The 18232-nt window shown below is 53.2% G+C and carries 21 protein-coding genes and 1 tRNA gene; 12 read left to right on the top strand and 10 right to left on the bottom strand.

The features are described from left to right. Positions 1 to 3: 3 nt before the first annotated feature. Positions 4 to 1407, bottom strand: coding sequence for a uracil-xanthine permease family protein (locus ACTQ3R_RS05065; protein WP_441779065.1), 1404 nt, complete (start codon positions 1405 to 1407; stop codon positions 4 to 6). A 561-nt stretch (positions 1408 to 1968) separates the two neighbouring features. Further along, a tRNA-Ser gene (locus ACTQ3R_RS05060) sits at positions 1969 to 2060 on the bottom strand. A 216-nt stretch (positions 2061 to 2276) separates the two neighbouring features. Here ACTQ3R_RS05060 and ACTQ3R_RS05055 point away from each other — a divergent pair. After that, the gene (locus tag ACTQ3R_RS05055) at positions 2277 to 2408 is read left to right on the top strand and encodes a hypothetical protein (protein ID WP_441779066.1); all 132 of its coding nucleotides are present in this window, start codon (positions 2277 to 2279) and stop codon (positions 2406 to 2408) included. Positions 2409 to 2485: 77 nt separating this feature from the next. Here the strand turns inward: ACTQ3R_RS05055 and ACTQ3R_RS05050 are convergent, their stop codons facing one another. From ACTQ3R_RS05050 to ACTQ3R_RS05040, 3 genes are all read right to left on the bottom strand, one after another. Next, positions 2486 to 3046 (bottom strand): NYN domain-containing protein, encoded by a 561-nt coding sequence (locus tag ACTQ3R_RS05050; RefSeq protein ID WP_441779067.1) that lies wholly within the window; start codon positions 3044 to 3046, stop codon positions 2486 to 2488. A 119-nt stretch (positions 3047 to 3165) separates the two neighbouring features. Next, positions 3166 to 4014, bottom strand: a complete 849-nt coding sequence (locus ACTQ3R_RS05045) for a helix-turn-helix domain-containing protein (RefSeq protein WP_441779068.1) — start codon at positions 4012 to 4014, stop codon at positions 3166 to 3168. 15 nt (positions 4015 to 4029) lie between these two features. Continuing rightward, entirely contained in the window at positions 4030 to 4542 is a 513-nt protein-coding gene (locus ACTQ3R_RS05040; RefSeq protein WP_441779069.1) for a hypothetical protein, read from the bottom strand. Positions 4543 to 4600: 58 nt separating this feature from the next. Between ACTQ3R_RS05040 and ACTQ3R_RS05035 the strand changes: the two genes are divergently transcribed. From ACTQ3R_RS05035 to ACTQ3R_RS04985, 11 genes are all read left to right on the top strand, one after another. Continuing rightward, positions 4601 to 4819 (top strand): LLM class flavin-dependent oxidoreductase, encoded by a 219-nt coding sequence (locus tag ACTQ3R_RS05035; protein ID WP_118586058.1) that lies wholly within the window; start codon positions 4601 to 4603, stop codon positions 4817 to 4819. Positions 4820 to 4917: 98 nt separating this feature from the next. Beyond that, positions 4918 to 5661 carry a DUF2089 domain-containing protein gene (locus ACTQ3R_RS05030; protein WP_154040654.1) on the top strand — a complete coding sequence of 248 codons (744 nt, stop codon included), beginning with the start codon at positions 4918 to 4920 and terminating at the stop codon, positions 5659 to 5661. Positions 5662 to 5757: 96 nt separating this feature from the next. Then, positions 5758 to 5988 carry a hypothetical protein gene (locus ACTQ3R_RS05025; RefSeq protein ID WP_154040653.1) on the top strand — a complete coding sequence of 77 codons (231 nt, stop codon included), beginning with the start codon at positions 5758 to 5760 and terminating at the stop codon, positions 5986 to 5988. A gap of 18 nt (positions 5989 to 6006) precedes the next feature. After that, positions 6007 to 6318, top strand: a complete 312-nt coding sequence (locus ACTQ3R_RS05020; protein WP_441779070.1) for a hypothetical protein — start codon at positions 6007 to 6009, stop codon at positions 6316 to 6318. A gap of 314 nt (positions 6319 to 6632) precedes the next feature. Further along, the gene (locus tag ACTQ3R_RS05015; protein WP_441779071.1) at positions 6633 to 6932 is read left to right on the top strand and encodes a DUF3847 domain-containing protein; all 300 of its coding nucleotides are present in this window, start codon (positions 6633 to 6635) and stop codon (positions 6930 to 6932) included. Between the two features lie 2 nt (positions 6933 to 6934). Beyond that, positions 6935 to 8410: a MobQ family relaxase gene (mobQ, locus tag ACTQ3R_RS05010; protein WP_441779100.1), complete on the top strand. Its 1476-nt coding sequence runs from the start codon at positions 6935 to 6937 to the stop codon at positions 8408 to 8410. Positions 8411 to 8425: 15 nt separating this feature from the next. After that, positions 8426 to 9061 carry a CHC2 zinc finger domain-containing protein gene (locus ACTQ3R_RS05005; protein ID WP_441779072.1) on the top strand — a complete coding sequence of 212 codons (636 nt, stop codon included), beginning with the start codon at positions 8426 to 8428 and terminating at the stop codon, positions 9059 to 9061. A gap of 13 nt (positions 9062 to 9074) precedes the next feature. Beyond that, positions 9075 to 10370, top strand: coding sequence for a VapE domain-containing protein (locus tag ACTQ3R_RS05000; protein WP_441779073.1), 1296 nt, complete (start codon positions 9075 to 9077; stop codon positions 10368 to 10370). A gap of 240 nt (positions 10371 to 10610) precedes the next feature. Next, positions 10611 to 10805 (top strand): excisionase, encoded by a 195-nt coding sequence (locus ACTQ3R_RS04995; protein WP_035301233.1) that lies wholly within the window; start codon positions 10611 to 10613, stop codon positions 10803 to 10805. An 85-nt stretch (positions 10806 to 10890) separates the two neighbouring features. Then, positions 10891 to 12090: a tyrosine-type recombinase/integrase gene (locus ACTQ3R_RS04990; RefSeq protein WP_441779074.1), complete on the top strand. Its 1200-nt coding sequence runs from the start codon at positions 10891 to 10893 to the stop codon at positions 12088 to 12090. A 161-nt stretch (positions 12091 to 12251) separates the two neighbouring features. Next, positions 12252 to 12710, top strand: a complete 459-nt coding sequence (locus ACTQ3R_RS04985) for a low molecular weight protein-tyrosine-phosphatase (protein WP_441779075.1) — start codon at positions 12252 to 12254, stop codon at positions 12708 to 12710. Between the two features lie 42 nt (positions 12711 to 12752). On the opposite strand, the gene ACTQ3R_RS04980 is transcribed toward ACTQ3R_RS04985, so the two are convergent. The 5 genes from ACTQ3R_RS04980 to ACTQ3R_RS04960 all read right to left on the bottom strand — a co-directional run bounded on the left by ACTQ3R_RS04980 (position 12753) and on the right by ACTQ3R_RS04960 (position 18120). Then, entirely contained in the window at positions 12753 to 13481 is a 729-nt protein-coding gene (locus tag ACTQ3R_RS04980; RefSeq protein WP_441779076.1) for an NAD-dependent protein deacylase, read from the bottom strand. Between the two features lie 103 nt (positions 13482 to 13584). Then, the gene (locus ACTQ3R_RS04975) at positions 13585 to 14268 is read right to left on the bottom strand and encodes an LrgB family protein (protein ID WP_441779077.1); all 684 of its coding nucleotides are present in this window, start codon (positions 14266 to 14268) and stop codon (positions 13585 to 13587) included. Next, positions 14265 to 14621: a CidA/LrgA family protein gene (locus tag ACTQ3R_RS04970; RefSeq protein ID WP_441779101.1), complete on the bottom strand. Its 357-nt coding sequence runs from the start codon at positions 14619 to 14621 to the stop codon at positions 14265 to 14267. The genes ACTQ3R_RS04975 and ACTQ3R_RS04970 overlap by 4 nt, the downstream gene beginning before the upstream one ends. Before the next feature lie 14 nt (positions 14622 to 14635). Then, positions 14636 to 15895, bottom strand: coding sequence for a diaminopimelate decarboxylase (locus ACTQ3R_RS04965; RefSeq protein ID WP_441779078.1), 1260 nt, complete (start codon positions 15893 to 15895; stop codon positions 14636 to 14638). A gap of 116 nt (positions 15896 to 16011) precedes the next feature. Then, positions 16012 to 18120 carry a glutamine synthetase III family protein gene (locus ACTQ3R_RS04960; RefSeq protein ID WP_441779079.1) on the bottom strand — a complete coding sequence of 703 codons (2109 nt, stop codon included), beginning with the start codon at positions 18118 to 18120 and terminating at the stop codon, positions 16012 to 16014. Between the last annotated feature and the right edge of the window lie 112 nt (positions 18121 to 18232).

The following is an 18232-nucleotide window of genomic DNA, read 5'->3' as shown; positions in this document are numbered from 1 at the left end:
CGGTCAGTTCTCCTTGTCCTTGGGGAGCAGCAGGTTCATAAGAATGGCCACAAAGGCAGCGGGGACAATGCCGGAGCCGCCGAAAATGAGCTGTACCCACTGGGGCAGGCCTGCCAGCACTCCGCTGTTGGCGCCCAGACCATACCCCAGGCCCAGAGCCACGGAGACGATGGACATGTTCCGGGCGGTAAGGGGCTCACGGGTGATAAGCTGGATACCACTCATGACAATGGAGGAGAACATGATGACCGCTGCACCGCCCAGCACGCTTTGGGGCATGATGGATACCACGGCGGCCAGCTTGGGCAGCAGGCCGCACAGCACCAGGAACACGGCTCCGCAGGCCAGCGCGGTGCGGTTGACGATCTTGGTCATGGTGACCAGACCTACGTTCTGGCTGAAGGAGGTGTTGGGCAATACCCCGAACAAAGCAGCGAAGGAGGAGCCCAGGCCATCGCAAATGATGCCTCCGGACAGTTCGGTGTCGGTGGCCTCCCGGCCCATACCGCCCTCCGTGACCCCGGAGATGTCGCCCACGGTCTCCACAGCAGTGACGATGAACATAATCATCACGGGCAGAATAGCCCGCAGGTCAAAGACCGGCTTGACGGGCAGAATGGCGGGGATGGACACCCAGCTGGACTGGGCCACCTTGTCCCAATTGAGCACCCAGGCTTTGGTATACTCCACTCCGTCGGCGGTGACGCCGGTGGTAGAGAGAAACAGGGGCAGTACTGCACAGATCACATAGCCGCAGATGATGCCAATGAGAATGCAGGAGGAGCTGGCCAGCCCCTTTGCCCCGTGCTTCAGGGCCAGGACGATGACCATCACAGCCAGGGCGATGAGCAGATTTTCCATAGAACCATAGTCCTTGGCACCGGTGCCGCCGCCGAAAGAGCCCACGCCCACGCTGATGAGGGAAAGGCCGATGGAGAGCACTACCGTTCCGGTAACCACGGCGGGGAAGAACCGGCGCAGAGGCTTTAGAAAGGCACCCAGCACGGTCTCAAACAGGCCGCCTAAAATGGAGGCGCCCATAATCGCCCCATAGGAGACAATACCGCCCCCCATTACGCTGACCACGCTCTGGAATACGCCGATAAAGCCCGAGCTGGTGCCCATGATGATGGGGACCTGGCCGCCTACCGGGCCGATGGAAAACAGCTGTACCAGGGTGACCAGTCCGGCCACCAGCATGGCGTTCTGAAGGAGGGTTACCTGGATGGCGGCAAAATCTTCCGCTCCGCCGCCAGCGGCGGCACACAAATTGGTAATAATGAGAATGGGGGTCAGATTGCCCACGAACATGGCCAGCACATGCTGAAGCCCCAGGGGGATGGCCTGCCGCAGGGGAAGGCGCCCCTTAAACTCATAGGGGGTGGAATACTGGTTGGAACGCTCCATTGTGATCCTTCCTGTCATACATAAGATACGCCCCAGGACCACCAAGCCCAGGGGCGTATCCCATTATACCAAAATTTTGGTCTGTTCACAGATTATTCATCTGTTTTCGTGGCAAAAGAAGGAAATTCTCTCTTTTACTCAACGAAAAACGCAATTCCTTTTGCTTTCTTGGAACCTTTGACGGGAAGAAAAACCGTTGGAGCTCTTTTTCCAGGGAAATATATCGGCTAAGGCGCAGATGGAAGCGGTAGCGGAGCCGAGCTCCTACCCAGGTACGGTAACTGTTCCGCTCCAAATATTACACTGACAAAGAGAGAAGGTCATCTTGGAAGGCTTGGAGCTGAATCAATATGGATCAACAGGCCAGGTTCTAAACTAAGGGGTTTCTGGCCTGCTGGCTGGTATCCGTAAGGGGCAGGTCATCACTACCCGCCCCCTGCAGTACAGGGAATGGATGGAGGAGGTTCGTGCAGAAGAACAAGATAGCGTCATGGAGTTTGGTTCCATACCGCTAGTTCGTTGATAGAGAAAAGGCTCCGGAAGCAAATGCTTCCGGAGCCTTGGCGGAGGTGAAGAGATTCGAACTCTTGCGCCGGCGAAGCCGACCTACCGGATTTCGAATCCGGACCCTTCAACCACTTGGGTACACCTCCATGTATTGAAAATCGGTCGCCCGATTTACAACCTGGTGTTCACTTGTTGGAATGCTGAGCATTTTGAAGTGGGTATCTCTTGCCAGCCCTATTAAGATACCAGATAACGGCGGATAAATCAAGGTTTTCCCAGAAGATTTTTGGCCTCCATGCCAAATTGACAGACAGAGTGTGAACGGCTATACTGGGAGAGCAGTAAGTTAAAGGAGTATAGGGATGATTAAGATTTTATTTGTCTGCCACGGCAATATCCTAAGAAGCCCCGAAAAAGCCTATTATATCAATGGTTTTCATCGCTCGAATGGCGCTTACTACACCACAATTACACCATTTGTGGAAGAGCTTTGATGTGACACTTTTTATAGAATCAAAATAAAAAGGGCAGGGTATTCTCTTTGCTGAGACATACTCTGCCCATATTTGTTTTATATAGCAGGTCGAACTCCTTGCAGGAAAGTGATGTGATAATAGCTGTCGGTTAAGTTTGTAAAATTCCAATTCTGTTCTGCAAAGTCTTTCATACCTCTATGACAAGTTTCATCCCACGCATAGACCTCAACATTCCAGCCAACATTGTGGAGCTTCTTCAAATCTGCAAAGAAGCCTTCATCTTTGTATATTCCTGCGCCATCACCTGACAGAAGTGCAATAGTACCCTTTTCAGAAAGGTAGCCGAGCCGCAGAAGGTGATTTTGAAGCAAATAATCAGTAGTGTTGTTCTCACCTCCAGCAGTTGAACGCGGAATTGTTTCGGGTTTTATCCCAACACTGCGAAGATATGCCCAAATACTATCCGATTCCGGTGGCGTGCTACCAACAAAGTATACTTGCCCAATTTCACGATTCCCAGCAACAAGGTTAAGCAAGTTTAAAAAATGAGTTCGATATAACTCTTTTTGCTGTCCAGGTTCTTTAATTGGAAACACTTGATTAAGACCGCCATAATGAATATTTGAGTTATCCCAGATAATGTACACTTTCGCCATAATTATTTTGCCTCCTCCTTAATTTAGTATGCTGTGATTCAACCTATTGAAATTATATCACAAGTTTTTGGAAATGTCTCTATCTGTTGGAATAAACTAAAGTTGCACAGTCATAGTGACTATTTACGTTTCCGTTTACCTTTCCCGTGCGGTAACTGCGCTCTTGCTTTTCCACGCTGACTGATAGGATTTTTCATATACTTGGACTTTTTTAGAATCCCAATCAGCGAAACAAATTCTTCCTTCGTGAGGACGTCATAGTCAAGGCCGATGGTCGCAAGGTATGCACGGATTTTCTTTTCCTCAGAACTGCCCTCAAAGTTCATCGCATCCTGCAACTGCCCCTGTACGGTTGCGACAAGGGATGTTTCATCTGCCGTCATGGTATCGGGGCGATGTTCATTCCGAATATCACGGAGAATACCTTTCAGGTCATCTGCAATCAGGCTTCCGAAATACTCGTCCTCTCTGATCTGCGCGACTTCCAGTGTCCGCAGGTGCAGATCATTTTCCTCGCCGCCGTTTTTCATCAGCGCCATCTGCCGGACGGCTTCCAGCACGGCGTTCATGTCATTGACCCGCATATCCGCGATTCGGTCAACGTAAATCTCAGCGTCCAGCATGAACCGCTGGAAATCCTTGTGGCAGATCAACTCCGACAGCAGCCGGTGGTTGAACTTACCCGTTCGCAATACCTCAATTGCATCATCACCCAAATGCAGAGTGTTCAGCTCTGTGTTTGGGTGATTTTTTTGTTCTGTCAGCCCCAGCAGATAGTCGGTGGACACGCCGTAGAACTTAGCCAGCTCCACCATGCTGAACGGGCTGATGTCCTTGAAATCGTCGGCTTCGTATTTTCCCAGCGCGGACTTTGAAATGCTTGTTTCCGCAGAAAGCTGTTCCAGCGTCAGACCGCGCTCCACGCGCAGGTCTTTGAGCCGTTCCTGAATGGTGAGTTTTGGCTGCATAGCGGTGTCCTCCCTTCAAATTCCTGCCCTTTTCCGGTCTTGTCCATAAGCGTGGAAATCTGCGTTTTTCGGCGCGTTTTCCGACCTCTTGGATATACGGGAGAGGGCTATATTTTTCGCTAAAATGGTCTTGTAATCGCACCTGAACCTTGAAAACTGCATGACCGTCCGAACGGGATATGTTCTCTGGCGAAGTGCCGCATCCAGCGCACCAAGGAGAACGAAACGCCGGGGTGAGAATCCCGGGCAGGAACGACGTTCGGAAAGAGCGGCAAAATCGAATGTAAAAATCAGAGCAAGTGAAAACGGCGAAATAGTTTTCTGCTCCGTGCGGTTATCTGCACGGAATAGAGCGCTATCCGGCAGCGAGCGACGTTTGCTATCCAGTTTGACATTTCGCCGTTTCACGCAAAGACACATCAAATGGCAAAAGAGGAAGGTGCCGCCTGTGACCAACGCATCATCGGCGGCATTTCCAGCGAAAAGCCGTACATCAAAAATCAGCGCCCTATGGCGAATAGGTGTCACGATTTGACAAACCCATTTTACCATAGAGCGCAACGAAAAAACAGGAGGAAGTTTTAATATGAGAAAATCTGAAACTTATCGTAATGAGATCAAGTCCTACATTGTCCGCACAGGAATGACTATGACGGAGGTGGTGGACTACCTCTCCGATGAATACGGCTGGAGCCGCAGCGTTCCCAATCTCTCCGGCAAGCTCAAGCGTGGCTCGCTCCGCTACGGCGAAGCGGTAGAGTTGGCGGACGCGCTGGGGTATGACATTGTGTGGCAGAAGCGGTGAGACACATTCCAAAAAGCAATATAGTAATAAATATAATTAAGCACTATATTGACAAAATCGTTTTCTAATTGTATCATGTAAGCGAAGAGGTGATTTACATGAACCGGCTTATTTCAAAATGTCCCGCCTGTCATGGGACACTGCGAGTTAGCACGCTACAATGCCCTGATTGTGGCATGGAGCTAAGAAACACGTTCGACCTTAGCCCTTTTGATCGGCTCGACAAGGAGCAATTCGAGTTCTTGATTACTTTTTTGAAAGACAGAGGAAACCTGAAGGAGGTACAGTCTGATATGCAAATATCTTATCCAACTGCAAAAAAGAAACTGGATGAATTGCTTGCCGCCTTAAATCTTGGCGGTGGAACGGAGAAGGTAATGCCAAAGGAAATTGATGTAAGCCGCATGGATGTGGACTATACAAGCACACTCGCGTCCGAAATCATCAAAGCAAAGCTGAAAGCGCACGGTGGTCACATCACCGTATACACAGCCAGAGGTCTTCCTTGTGAGATCTACGCAGAGTCAGACGGAACAACTTTTACAAGTGATAAGTTGCCTGTTAAGCCAGCCTACGACTATAAGGTGTTTGACGATATTGTAGAACTCCTTATAAAACAAGGCGGCAGAGCAAAGAAAGGCAATGGAAGAAACTATAAGCTCGGTGAACCCGGCTGTGAGGAAAATACCGTTGTCGGTACAATAGCGCTTCACCGCGGTCGAACAATCGGAGAATCGGTTTTTGATCCCGTGTTTGTAATGGCTGCAATTTTAGAGTGGGCGGGGATTGCTAAGAATGGACGTGGCGAGTTAATTCTAACTGAGGAGCATAACGATTTATGATACAATTCTTACTCATTGCTTTTGTTAGTTTCTGGTACAACCTCTTATTTAAGAACAAGTACTAAATCATACTGTGCCTATTGGGAGGACGCGAAAATGGCGCGAAGGATTTGCTGCCCGAATATTTTTTGCAGAAGCACAAACATTGTTCCAGTGTCAACCAAAACAAAATTTTCCGTTGGAAGAGCTGTTGTCGGTGGAACTGTGGGGAGTTTGTTTAACCCTCTTGGCACGATAATCGGTGCAGCCAGCGGAATAAACGGAAAAAGGGGAAAGACTAAATTTCTATGTCAGGATTGCGGAAAAGTTTTTGAGCGAAAAATATAAAATGGGGGCGATTATCACATGGAGGTATTGACAAGAACATTTGAAGAAGAACTGCGTGAAAAAATGATACAAGCAAAGAAAGCGTGTAAATATAACCCTACACGGTTCAACCAGATGTTAGCGCAATACGGAGGTGTCGAAACCGCACGGCGGCTGATTGCAAGTGCGCAAAAAACGGGAAATTTATCAGAAGGGCTATCTACACTGTGGTCTTGTGGGCGCTTGGACTTATCAATGGAAGAATCGGTATGCAAGCCGGAGTACGCGGCACTTTTTTCTGAAACAGAAATCATGTATTGCAAGAACATCCTTAGAGAATTGGGATGCTAAATAATCCCTTGGTAACAAGGGCGCACTTCTATACTCTCCTGACGGGAGTATGTGCGCTCTGCGAGGCAGACAGCCCGGACAGTTGACTGTCCGGGCTGTTTTGCGTCGCGTTGCTCCGTACAAGGGTCTGCACCCCTTGCGACGCTTGCGCGCCTATCCCAGCGGACTTTGCAGCGGAAACCGTCTGCTGGCGCAGACCATTTCCGCCGCAAAGCCTGAAAATCCCATACCATGAGTCAGACCGTCTACCGAAAACGTAGGCGGTCTTTTTGTATCTATCCATCCCATCATTTATCAGTCAGGAGGTTAAAATCATGCACGAAAAAGAAATTGAGAAACTGCAAGCCGAGAAAGAGAAAGTTGAATGCCAGCTTGCACAGGAGGAGCACAAAATCCAGCGCCTTGAGAACCGCGCCGCCTACTATGAAAAGGGAGAACGGCGCAAGCGGGCGCACCGGCTTATCACCCGTGGCGCAGCCATCGAGAGCGTCGCACCGCAGACGAAAGATTTGAGCGAAACTGCGTTTTATGCCTTTGCAGAGCAGGCCTTTACTCTGCCGGACACGCAAAGACTGCTTATGGAAGTCACCGGCAATCACGCAGGAGGTGACTGAGTATCGCGTTGTTTCATTTTCATGTAACGCAGATCAAGCGCAGCGCGGGGCAATCTGCCGTGGCTGCTGCCGCCTATCGCGCCGGGGAGAAGCTGCACAGTGCGTATTACGGTGAGGACAGCGACTACACCCGCAAGGGCGGCGTGACCTGTTCTGAAATTCTACTCCCGTCACACGCGCCGCCTGAGTATGCAGACCGCGAAACGCTCTGGAACGCCGTGGAAAAAGCCGAGCGCGGCAAGAAAGCCCAGCTTGCATACAGCTTTGACATTGCCTTGCAGAATGAGTTTTCCATGGATGAGAACATCGGCCTTGCAAGGCAATTTCTGTTGGACAATTTTGTGAGCCGGGGCATGGTGACAGACTTTGCCGTGCATCAGCCGGACAAGGAGGACGGCGGCATTTCCAACCCGCATTTTCACGTCATGTGTCCGATTCGTCCCATCGAACTGGACGGCAGGTGGGGAAACAAACAGCACCGGGAATATGTGCTGGACGAGCATGGAGAGCGCGTTCTGGATGAGGCGGGCAATTATGTATTCAATGCCGTCCCCACGACGGACTGGGGCAAGCCCGAAACGCTGGAAGCATGGCGGCAGGCATGGGCTGACCTTTGCAACGCCAAGTTTGCTGAAAAAGGCTTGGATTGCCGCATTGATCACCGTAGCTTTGCCCGTCAGGGTGTGGAGCAGATCCCCACGCAGCACGAAGGTCCCACCGTCCGGGCGATGGAGGCAAAGGGCATCTGCACCGACAAAGGTGATCTGAATCGCTTCATTCGGAAAACCAACGCGCTGCTGCGTGAGGCAAAGGAAAAGATTGCCGCGCTGATCGGCTGGCTGAAGGATGTGAAAGCCGAGCTTGCCAAGCCCCAGCCGCCTACGCTCAACGATCTGCTGGCGCTGCATTGTGCCAATCGCAACAAGGGCGCGTACAGCAATAAGGCGAAAAACGCCAACTTGCAGCGTTACGTCGAGGCGTTCAGCTTTTTACAATCCAAAAACCTTTACACCGTGGACGATCTGGAAACTACGCTTCACGCCATGCAGGACAAAATCGACACGTTGAAAAAGTCGGCATCGTCAAAGCAGGCCCGTATCAAGGAAGTGAATGAGCTGCTGCGCATGGTGGACTATTACAAGTCTGGCAAGCCCGCTGCGGACAAGCTGAAATCCATCCGATTTGAGAAATCCAGGCAGAAATACAAATCCAAACACGATGATGAACTGCGGACATTTTATATGGCGGAACGCAAGCTGAAACCGTATTTCAAAGATGGCAAGCTGCCTATCACCGCATGGTGCAGAGAGCGCGAACAGTTGGAGCAGGAATATAGGGACATTCAGACGGGACTTTCGCCGCTCCATGCCGACGCGAAAAAGCTCTGGGCGATCCACTACAACATCTACGAGGTGCAGCATGAGCAAGAGCGCCAGAACGCCGCGACGCGGCAGAAAAGGCAGGAAATTGAACACTAAGGAGGGCGTTGCCTATTGAGTATCTTTGAAGCCGTCAAGCAGTCTGTGACCACCCGGCAGGCTGCGGAGCGATACGGCACCCGGGTGGAGCGAAACGGAATGTGCCGCTGCCCGTTCCACGATGACAGCACACCCAGCATGAAGCTGGATCGCCGGTATTACTGCTTCGGCTGCGGTGCCACCGGGGATGTGATTGACTTCGTTTCCCGGCTTCGCGGGATCGGCAGCAAGGAAGCTGCAATTCTGCTGGCACAGGATTTTGCTATTCCGTATGAGGATGGCACGGGCAAAATGAGCAAGCCGCGACAACAAAATACCGACGAACAGAATTATCAGCACATGGAACGCTACTGCTTCCGTGTGCTGTTGGACTATTACCGACTTTTATGCCGCTGGAAGGAGGATTATGCCCCGCAGACGCCGGAGGACGGCTATCATCCGCGTTTTGTAGAAGCATCACAGAAGCTCTCGCTGGTTGAATATCTGCTGGACGAGCTGCTTGGCGGGGATATACAGGCGCGGGCATCCGTTGTGATCGAATATGGAGAGGAAGTGAGGAAAATTGAGCAGCGAATGGCAGAGCTTGCCGCCGCAGATGAGGCAGCAGCTCAAAATTCAGGCGGGCAGTATAGCACCGTCGATGAGCGTTGAAGAAGTAAAAGCCATGCTGGACACCACGGAAAAAGGTGGTGTCCGCAACAGCATCAAGAACTGCCTGACAGTGTTTCAACACGATCCGCTGCTCTCCGGCGCGATTGCCTACAATCTGCTGACCGACCGCACCGACGTTGTCAAGTCCATCGGCTACGACCGAAGCCCCAGCGCCTCCATGACCGACACGGATATGAAGTACATCCGGCTGTATCTGGAAGAGAATTACGACCTGACAAGCGAGAAGAAGATCATGGATGCCGCCGATCTCGCTGCCCATCAGAACAGCTATCACCCTGTCAGGGACTTTCTGAACAGCCTTACATGGGATGGCACGGAGCGCATTCGCTATTGCCTGCATCATTTCCTCGGCGCAGAGGCAGATGAGTACACCTTTCAGGCATTACGCCTGTTCCTGCTGGGGGCGATTCACCGGGCATTTCACCCCGGCTGCAAATTTGAGGTTATGCTCTGTCTGGTGGGCGGTCAGGGCGCGGGAAAGTCCACCTTCTTCCGGCTGCTGGCAGGCAAGGACGAGTGGTTTTCTGATGATCTGCGGAAGCTGGACGATGAAAACGTATACCGCAAGCTGCAAGGTCACTGGATCATTGAAATGTCAGAGATGATCGCCACCGCCAACGCCAAGAGCATTGAGGAAATCAAGTCGTTTCTGAGCCGCCAGAAGGAGGTCTACAAAATCCCGTATGAAACCCACCCGGCAGACCGATTGCGGCAATGTGTGTTTGGCGGCACGTCAAACGCAATGGATTTCCTGCCCCTCGACCGTTCCGGCAATCGTCGCTTTTTGCCGGTACAGGTCTGCCCGGAGCAGGCGGAGGTTCACATTCTGGAGGACGAAGCCGCATCCAGAGTCTACTTGCAGCAGGTGTGGGCGGAGGCGATGACCATCTACCGGGCAGGCGGCTGGAAGCTGACATTCAGCCCGGAAATGGTGTGCTATCTCAAGGAGCATCAGAAGGACTTCATGCCGGAGGACACGAAAGCGGGCATGATTCAGGCGTTTCTGGACAGCTACACGGGCGATACCGTCTGTTCCAAGCAGCTTTACAAGGAGGCGCTGAACCATGCTTTTGACGAGCCGAAGCAATGGGAGATCCGCGAGATCAATGAGATCATGAACCAGTGTGTGACCGGCTGGACGTATTTCTCCAATCCCCGCAGCTTTGCCGGATACGGCAGGCAAAAGGGCTGGGAGCGCGAAAGAGCTGCAACCGACAGCGGCAACCATGCCGCAGAAATCCCGGACGGATTTTTGGAGATCACGGAGCAGATTGAGATGCCGTTCTGAAAAGTGCGGCTGGTTGCAAATCCTGTTGTTACTCCGTTGTCGGGCTGGTTGCCGGAGAAATCCCTGCCCTGTCAGGCTTTTTCTACCTTTGACAACCAAAACAACAGAAAAATAGAAGAAAAGGGAAATCGTAAATCAACCGCCAGATCTGGTAATCTTTGAGGTTTTTGGAAGTCCGTTGCCGGACTTCGTTGCCGCCTCACCCTGTCTGGCTGTTTTTATAAGGAGGATAAACTGCCTATGAAGGAAATCCCGATTTGGGAAAAGAGCAATCTGAGCTTGGAGGAGGCTGCGGCTTACTCCGGCATCGGCATCAACAAACTGCGCGAGATCACCAACGAGGACCGATGTAAATTTGTCCTCTGGGTGGGCAACAAGCGTCTGATTAAACGCCGCCTGTTCGATCAGTTCATCGAGCAGGCGTATTCTATTTGAAATTTGTGGTGTAAATCGGAGCCTTGATATGATACAATAAGTGTGTCATATCAGGGCTCTTTCCATCACGGAAAGGAGTTTGACAATGTCCGAAAAGAGAAAGGACAACAAGGGACGTATCCTGCGGACAGGAGAGAGCCAGAGAAAAGACCTGATTTATCAATATCGGTATACAGACATTCGCGGCAAGCGGCAGACGGTGTATTCCTCCGATCTGAAAGAACTGCGGGAAAAAGAAAAGGAAATCCAGAAGCAGCTTGATGATGGCATTGATTATGCCGCAGGCAAAATTACCGTCATTCAACTGCTGGAACGCTATATCAACATCAAGCAGGGCGTACGTTACAATACCAAAGTCGGCTATAACTTCGTGCTGAATCTGGTGAAGAAGGAAGATTTCGGTTATCGTTCCATCCGGGACATCAAGGTTTCGGACGCGCAGAAATGGATCATGAAGCTGCACGAGGACGGAAAGGGATACAGCACCCTCACCAGCGTTCGGGGCGTTGTCAAACCGGCTTTCCAGATGGCGTACAATGAGGATGTGATCCGTCGGAATCCCTTTGACTTCAAATTGGTCGATGTGGTTTCCAATGATTCACAAAAGCGCATTGCCATGACAGAGGAACAGCAGACGCTTTGGATGGATTTCATCCGGAAGGACAAGACCTACTGCAAGTATTACGACGAGTTTGTGGTGCTGCTGGGAACTGGGATGCGTGTCAGCGAGTTTTGCGGGTTGACAAAGGCTGATCTGGACTTTACCGGGCGGAAAATCCGGGTGGATCATCAGCTTGTCCGGGAGCGCGGTGGCAAGTATTATGTGGAGAAAACCAAAACCGAGTGCGGCTGCCGCTACATTCCTATGACGGACGAGGTTTACCGGAGCCTGCAAAATATTCTCTCCCGCCGCAAGCGCGTGAAAACGGAAACGATCATCGACGGGTACAGCGGTTTTCTTCTGCTGGACAAGAACGACAGTCCGAAGGTTGCCCTGCACATCGAGAATGAAATGCGCTGGGCAATGAAGAAGTATCAAAAGCTGCACCCGGACAAGCCTCTGCCGCACATCACGCCTCATGTGTTCCGGCACACCTTCTGCACGAACATGGCGAACGCTGGTATGGACATCAAGACCTTGCAGTATGTCATGGGGCATTCCGATGTGGGCGTCACGCTGAATGTTTACACACACGCGAGCTATGACCGCGCAGCCGAGCAGATGGCAAAGATCATTGATTTTAGAGGGTTTGCCGCACCGGAGCCGCAGAGAAAATCAGGTTGAAGCAATCGCAGCCACTACACCAATTACTACACCATTTGCCCGAAAATCTGCGTAGAGTTACGGGAATATGCGTAGGTTTCCGGCACAACAGCAAAAATAAAAGAAGCGCCAAAAACCCTGAAATATCAGGGTTTGGAGGCTTTTGAAGGGATATAAAAGCAATGACAAAAATCTTATTCATCTGCCACAGTAACATCTGCCGCAGCCCTATGGCGGAATATGTGATGAAAGACCTGGTCAGACAGGCGGGGCTGGAGAGTATGTTTTCCATCGCTTCTGCTGCCACCAGCACGGAGGAGATTGGCAACAGCGTCTATCCACCGGCACGGCGCAAGCTCCAAGAGCATGGCATCTCCTGCGAGGGTCATGCAGCACGCCAGCTGAGGCCGTCGGATTACCGGGCCTATGATCTGCTGATTGGAATGGACCGGGCCAACCTGCGCAACATGCTGCGTATCTGTGGCGGCGACCCGGAGGGAAAAATCTCTCTGCTTATGGACCACACCTCACGAAAGGGAGAAGTGGCCGATCCCTGGTATACTGGGGACTTTGAGACCACCTGGCAGGATGTGCTGGAGGGCTGCCAGGAACTATTGGGGCAGCTTAAGGAGAAACGGTAAACAGCGGGCCGGAGAGGATACTCTCCGGCCTGTTTCTTTGCGTTACTCCCGTACTTCTATTTGTCCTAAGATTTCCCCGATAGGGCCGGAGAGAATCAGATCCGCCCGATTATCATAGGGAGTGGGGGTCTTGTTGATGAGCACCAGGTGCTTGCCGGAGTAGTAATTGATCAGGCCCGCGGCGGGATAGACCGCCAGAGAAGTGCCCCCAATGATCAGCAGGTCGGCGCGGTGAATGTCGTTGACTGCACCCTCCAGCACCCGGCTGTCCAGGCTCTCCTCGTAAAGGACCACATCGGGCTTCACCGTTCCGCCGCAGGAGCAGGTGGGAACGCCCTTGCTGTCCCGGATCCATTCCACCGGATAGGATTTGCCGCATTTCATGCAGTAGTTGCGGTGCACTGAGCCGTGGAGCTCCCACACCCGTTTGGAGCCTGCCGCCTGGTGCAGTCCATCAATGTTCTGGGTGACCACAGAGCGTAATTTCCGTGCCTGTTCCAGCTGAGCCAGCTTCTGGTGGGCGGGATTGGGCTTAGCGTCCAGACAGAGCATCTTGTCCCGGTAAAACCGGTAAAATTCCTCCGGCCGGTGGTCAAAAAAGGTGCGGCTGAGAATTTCCTCGGGAGGCCATTGGTAGTGCTGGTTATAAAGGCCGTCCACACTGCGGAAGTCCTTGATTCCTGACTCCGTAGACACCCCTGCTCCGCCGAAGAAAACGATGGAATGGCTCTGATCGATCCACTGCTGTAGGGTATTCAGCTCCTCAGACATAGCAAACGCTCCCTTCTCGTTTTTCTCAGTGTATCACGAAAAAGAAACGGTGTAAATAAGAAGGGCCATACCGGTTGAGGTATGGCCCAGAATTGCAGAAATTTTACGGAAAGAATAGTACCAGCACCGAGGTAATGATGCCGCACACACAGATGGAGATGGAGCTCATGGCTCCCTGAAGTTCTCCGATTTCCAGAGCTTTTGCAGTGCCCAGCGCATGGCTGCAGGCGCCAATGGCCACTCCTTCTGCCACCGGGTCGGTAATACGGAACATCCGGGCAAACAAAGGAGCAAACAGAGCTCCGGTGAGTCCGGCCACGATGACGGCAGCTACGGTGATACTCTGAATTCCGCCGCTGCTTTCCGAGATGGCCACGGCGATGGCAGTGGTGACACTTTTGGGAAGCAGGGAGGCGGCGATCGACTCCTCCACCGCCAGAGTCTTGCACAGCAGCAGGGCACAGGCTACGCTGGTAAGGCTGCCCGCCAGACACCCGGTGAGCACAGGCAGGAAGTATTTCCCCAGCAGCTTGCGCTGCTCATAGATATTTAAGGCCAGTACCGCGGTAACCGGGCCCAACATAAGTGTGATGAGGCTGCCGCCCCGGTCGTAGGTGGAGTAGGGAATGCGGAAAAGAACCAGGATCAGAATGACGACCGCCACAGCCACGATCAGGGGATTGAAGAGGACCAGGCGAGTCTTCTTCTGTACCCAAAGCCCTACACACCAGGCCGCACAACTGAGCACAACGCCAAAAAGAGGGGAAGAGAGGATCACGTCACTCATTTCATCTCCTCCTTTTTCTTACGCCGGACCATGAGAAATTGGACTGTCCAGGCGGTGACGGCATAGACGATGGGGGTAGTGAGTATCGCCACAGCGAAGAAAGGGAGGAGTACTGCAGACAGAGTCCCCCAGTGCTCCAGAAGTCCCACACAGGAGGGGAGAAAGAAGAAGGCCATGTTTCCTACAAAGAAGGCGCATACCCGGCTGATGTGTTCCTTTTTTAAAATGCCGCTGAGCAGAAGCCCCAGCAGCACCAGCATGCTTAAAACGCTGGCGGGAAAGGCGAAGGGAAGCAGAGACACAACTCCCTCACAGAGAAGACACACGCCGAAGACAATGGCCAGTTCACCCATAACGCTCAATTGATTCACTCCCAGATTGCGGTGGCAAAGTAGTCCTCAGGAGTCTCAGCACGGCGGATGAGGCGGGTGGAGCCGTCTTCCTGGAGCAGAACCTCCGCCGAGCGCAGCCGGCCGTTATACTGATAGCCCATAGCGTGGCCGTGGGCCCCGGTATCGTGGATGACCAACAGATCGCCGATCTTGATTTCCGGCAGCATCCGGTCCACAGCAAATTTGTCGTTGTTCTCACACAGAGCGCCGGTGACGTCATACTTGTGGTCGCAGGGGGCGCTTTCCTTGCCCATGACCGTGATGTGGTGGTAGGCCCCATACATAGCCGGACGCATAAGGTTGGCAGCGCAGGCATCCACTCCCACATACTCTTTGTGTGTGTGCTTGAAATGAAGAACCTTGGTGATCAGATGGCCGTAGGGGGCCAGCAGAAAGCGGCCCAACTCGGTGCAGATGGCCACATCTCCCATGCCGGCGGGGACCAGAATCTCTTCATAGGCTTTCCGTACCCCCTCGCCGATGGCAAAGATGTCGTTGGCGGTCTGTTCGGGGCGGTAGGGCACGCCTACACCGCCGGAGAGGTTAATGAAGGTAATGCGGCAGCCGGTCTCCTCCTTCAGCTCCACCGCGGTGCGGAAGAGGATGGCAGCCAGGGCGGGGTAGTAGTCGTTGGACAGAGTGTTGGAGGCCAGGAAGGCGTGGATGCCAAACTCCTCTGCCCCCAGCTCCTTCAGACGGCGGAAGGCCTGGGTCATCTGGGGCCGGGTCAAGCCATATTTGGCGTCTCCGGGGTTGTCCATCACCTGGAAGCCCTCTTTGCTCTCTCCCAGCTGGAACACGCCGCCGGGATTGAAGCGGCAGGAAATCTTTTTGGGGATATAGCCGATGGTATCCTTCAGAAAATCAATATGGGTGATGTCGTCCAGGTTGATAGTGGCCCCCAGCTTGGCGGCCAGTGCAAACTCCTCAGCAGGGGTGTCGTTGGAGGAGAACATAATCTCATCTCCGGAAAATCCGCAGCGCTGGGACATCATAAGCTCCGTCAGAGAGGAGCAGTCCACGCCGCAGCCCTCTTCCCGAAGGATTTTAAGGATCTGAGGATTGGGGGTGGCTTTCACTGCGAAATACTCTTTATAGCCCGGATTCCAGGCAAAGGCCTTTTGCAGGGCACGGGCGTTTTCCCGGATGCCCTTTTCATCGTAAAGATGGAAGGGGGTAGGGTATTTTTTGACCATCTCCTGGAGCTGCTCCAGGGTGACAAAAGGGGTTTTCATGGGGGTGTCAGCTCCTTTTTCTCTATCTTTTGAACGAAAGGGTCCATCTATCCACGTTAGATGGATTTACCATGAAACAGGGGCCGCCGGGCGGCCCCTGTGGGTGAAAGGGGAAATTATACCTCGAACATCAAATCGCCGTAGGTAGGTACGGGCCACAGGTCCTTGTCCACCAACAGCTCCAGCTCGTCCACGGGGATGCGCAGGGCGGTCATAGCGGGAACCACTGCATCGTGGTAAGCGTGGGCCATCTCCTTAATGTCCTCGATGGTGTCTACCCGTTCCATAAGGGGCTTGAGCTGCTCCAAAGCGGCGGAGGCGTCGGCCAGACAGAGGCTGACCTTCTCCAACAGCCCCTTCTGTACGCTGAGATCTGCGCTGGGACAGGCGCTGGCCACGGAAGAAATGGACTGGGCCAGCTGGGTGGTATAGGCGATGGCGGTGGGGATGAAGTGCTTGGCGGCCATGTGGATCATGGTGTTGGCTTCGATTTTGATGACCTTGACATAGGTCTCGTACAAAATCTCGGCACGGGCCTCCAGCTCGGACTTGGTGTAAATACCAAACTTGGTGAAGAGCTTCTCTGCCTTCTCCGTGGTGAGGGCAGGCACCGCATCGACCATGGAGCGCAGGTTGGGCAGCCCGCGGCGCACAGCCTCGGCTACCCACTCGTCCGAGTAACCGTCATCGTTGAAGATGATCCGCTGGTGCTGAGACATCCAGGAGTGGATGAGTTTGGAACAGGCGGCGTTAAAGTCTTCAGCGTTTTCCAGAAGGTCGGCGGCCTGACAGAAGGCCTCGGCTACAATGGCATTGAGGGCCACATTGGCCTCCGCGATGGAGTCGGAAGAACCCACCATGCGGAACTCAAACTTGTTGCCTGTGAAGGCAAAGGGGGAGGTGCGGTTGCGGTCGGTGCCGTCCTTGTTCAGAACAGGGACGGTGGACACGCCGGAGTCCAAAGTGCCCCTGGCCAGCAGCTTCACAGACTCCACATTGGCTACGATCTGCGCTACCACGTCATCCAGCTGGTCGCCCAGGAAGATGGAGATGATGGCAGGAGGCGCCTCCTGGGCGCCTAAGCGGTGCTCGTTGCCTACGCATGCGGCGGAGCAGCGCAGCAGGTCGGCGTGGTCATCCACGGCCTTCATGATGCAGGCCAGCACCAGCAGGAACTGCAGGTTTTCATTGGGGGTGTCCCCTGGGTCCAGCAGGTTTTCTCCGGTATCGGTGCAGATGGACCAGTTGTTATGTTTACCAGAACCGTTGACCCCGACGAAGGGCTTTTCGTGAAGCAGGCACACCAGGCCATGGCGGGTGGCCACCCGCTTCATGGTCTCCATAGTCAGCTGGTTCTGGTCGACTGCCAGGTTACAGGTGGTGTAGATGGGGGCCAGCTCGTGCTGGGCGGGGGCGGCCTCGTTGTGCTGGGTGGTGGCGGGAATGCCCAGCTTCCACAGTTCTTGATTAAGGTCGGACATAAAGGCGCCTACTCGGGGACGGATGACACCGAAGTACTGGTCGTCCATTTCCTGCCCCTTGGGAGCGGGCGCGCCGAAGAGGGTCCGGCCAGTGTAGATGAGGTCCCGGCGCTTCAAGTACTTCTCCCGGTCCACCAGGAAATATTCCTGCTCAGCGCCTACCTGGGGAATGACCTTCTGGGCCTGGGTGTTGCCAAACAGGCGGAGAATACGCAGTGCCTGGGTGTTGATGGCCTCCATGGAACGCAGAAGGGGGGTCTTCTTGTCCAGAGCCTCACCGTTATAAGAGACGAAAATGGTGGGGATACACAGGATCGTACCGCAGGACATCTCCTTTACAAAGGCGGGAGAGGTCATATCCCAGGCGGTGTAACCCCGTGCATAGTGGGTGGAGCGCAGGCCTCCGGAGGGGAAGGAGGAGGCATCCGGCTCACCCATAATGAGCTGCTTGCCGGTAAACTGCAGCAAAGTCTTGCTGTCCTGGGGGGCGGTCAGGAAGCTGTCGTGCTTCTCCGCGGTGACCCCGGTAAGAGGCTGGAACCAGTGGGTGTAGTGGGTGGCGCCCTTTTCCACGGCCCAATCCTTCATGGCGTTGGCCACGATATCTGCGGTAGCCATGGAGATATTACCGCCATGCTCCATCACATCCAATATTTCCGCAAAAACCTTTTTGGGCAGCCGCTCCCGCATGACCGAGACGCTGAATACATTAGAACCAAACAGGTCGGTGAGATTGTCCTTCATACCCTCAACCCCTTTTTTCAAATTAGTTTCATCATATCCTATCTGCTTCCCCATTGCAAGAAAAAATTCCAGCCAAGATACCCCGGCAGGAAGGGGGGTGATGTGGGAAATT

Source organism: Lawsonibacter sp. LCP25S3_E2, assembly GCF_052117285.1.
GTDB lineage: Bacteria > Bacillota > Clostridia > Oscillospirales > Oscillospiraceae > Lawsonibacter.
The sequence above is the reverse complement of the archived record's forward strand: the minus strand, read 5'-3'. Positions and strand labels throughout refer to the sequence as shown.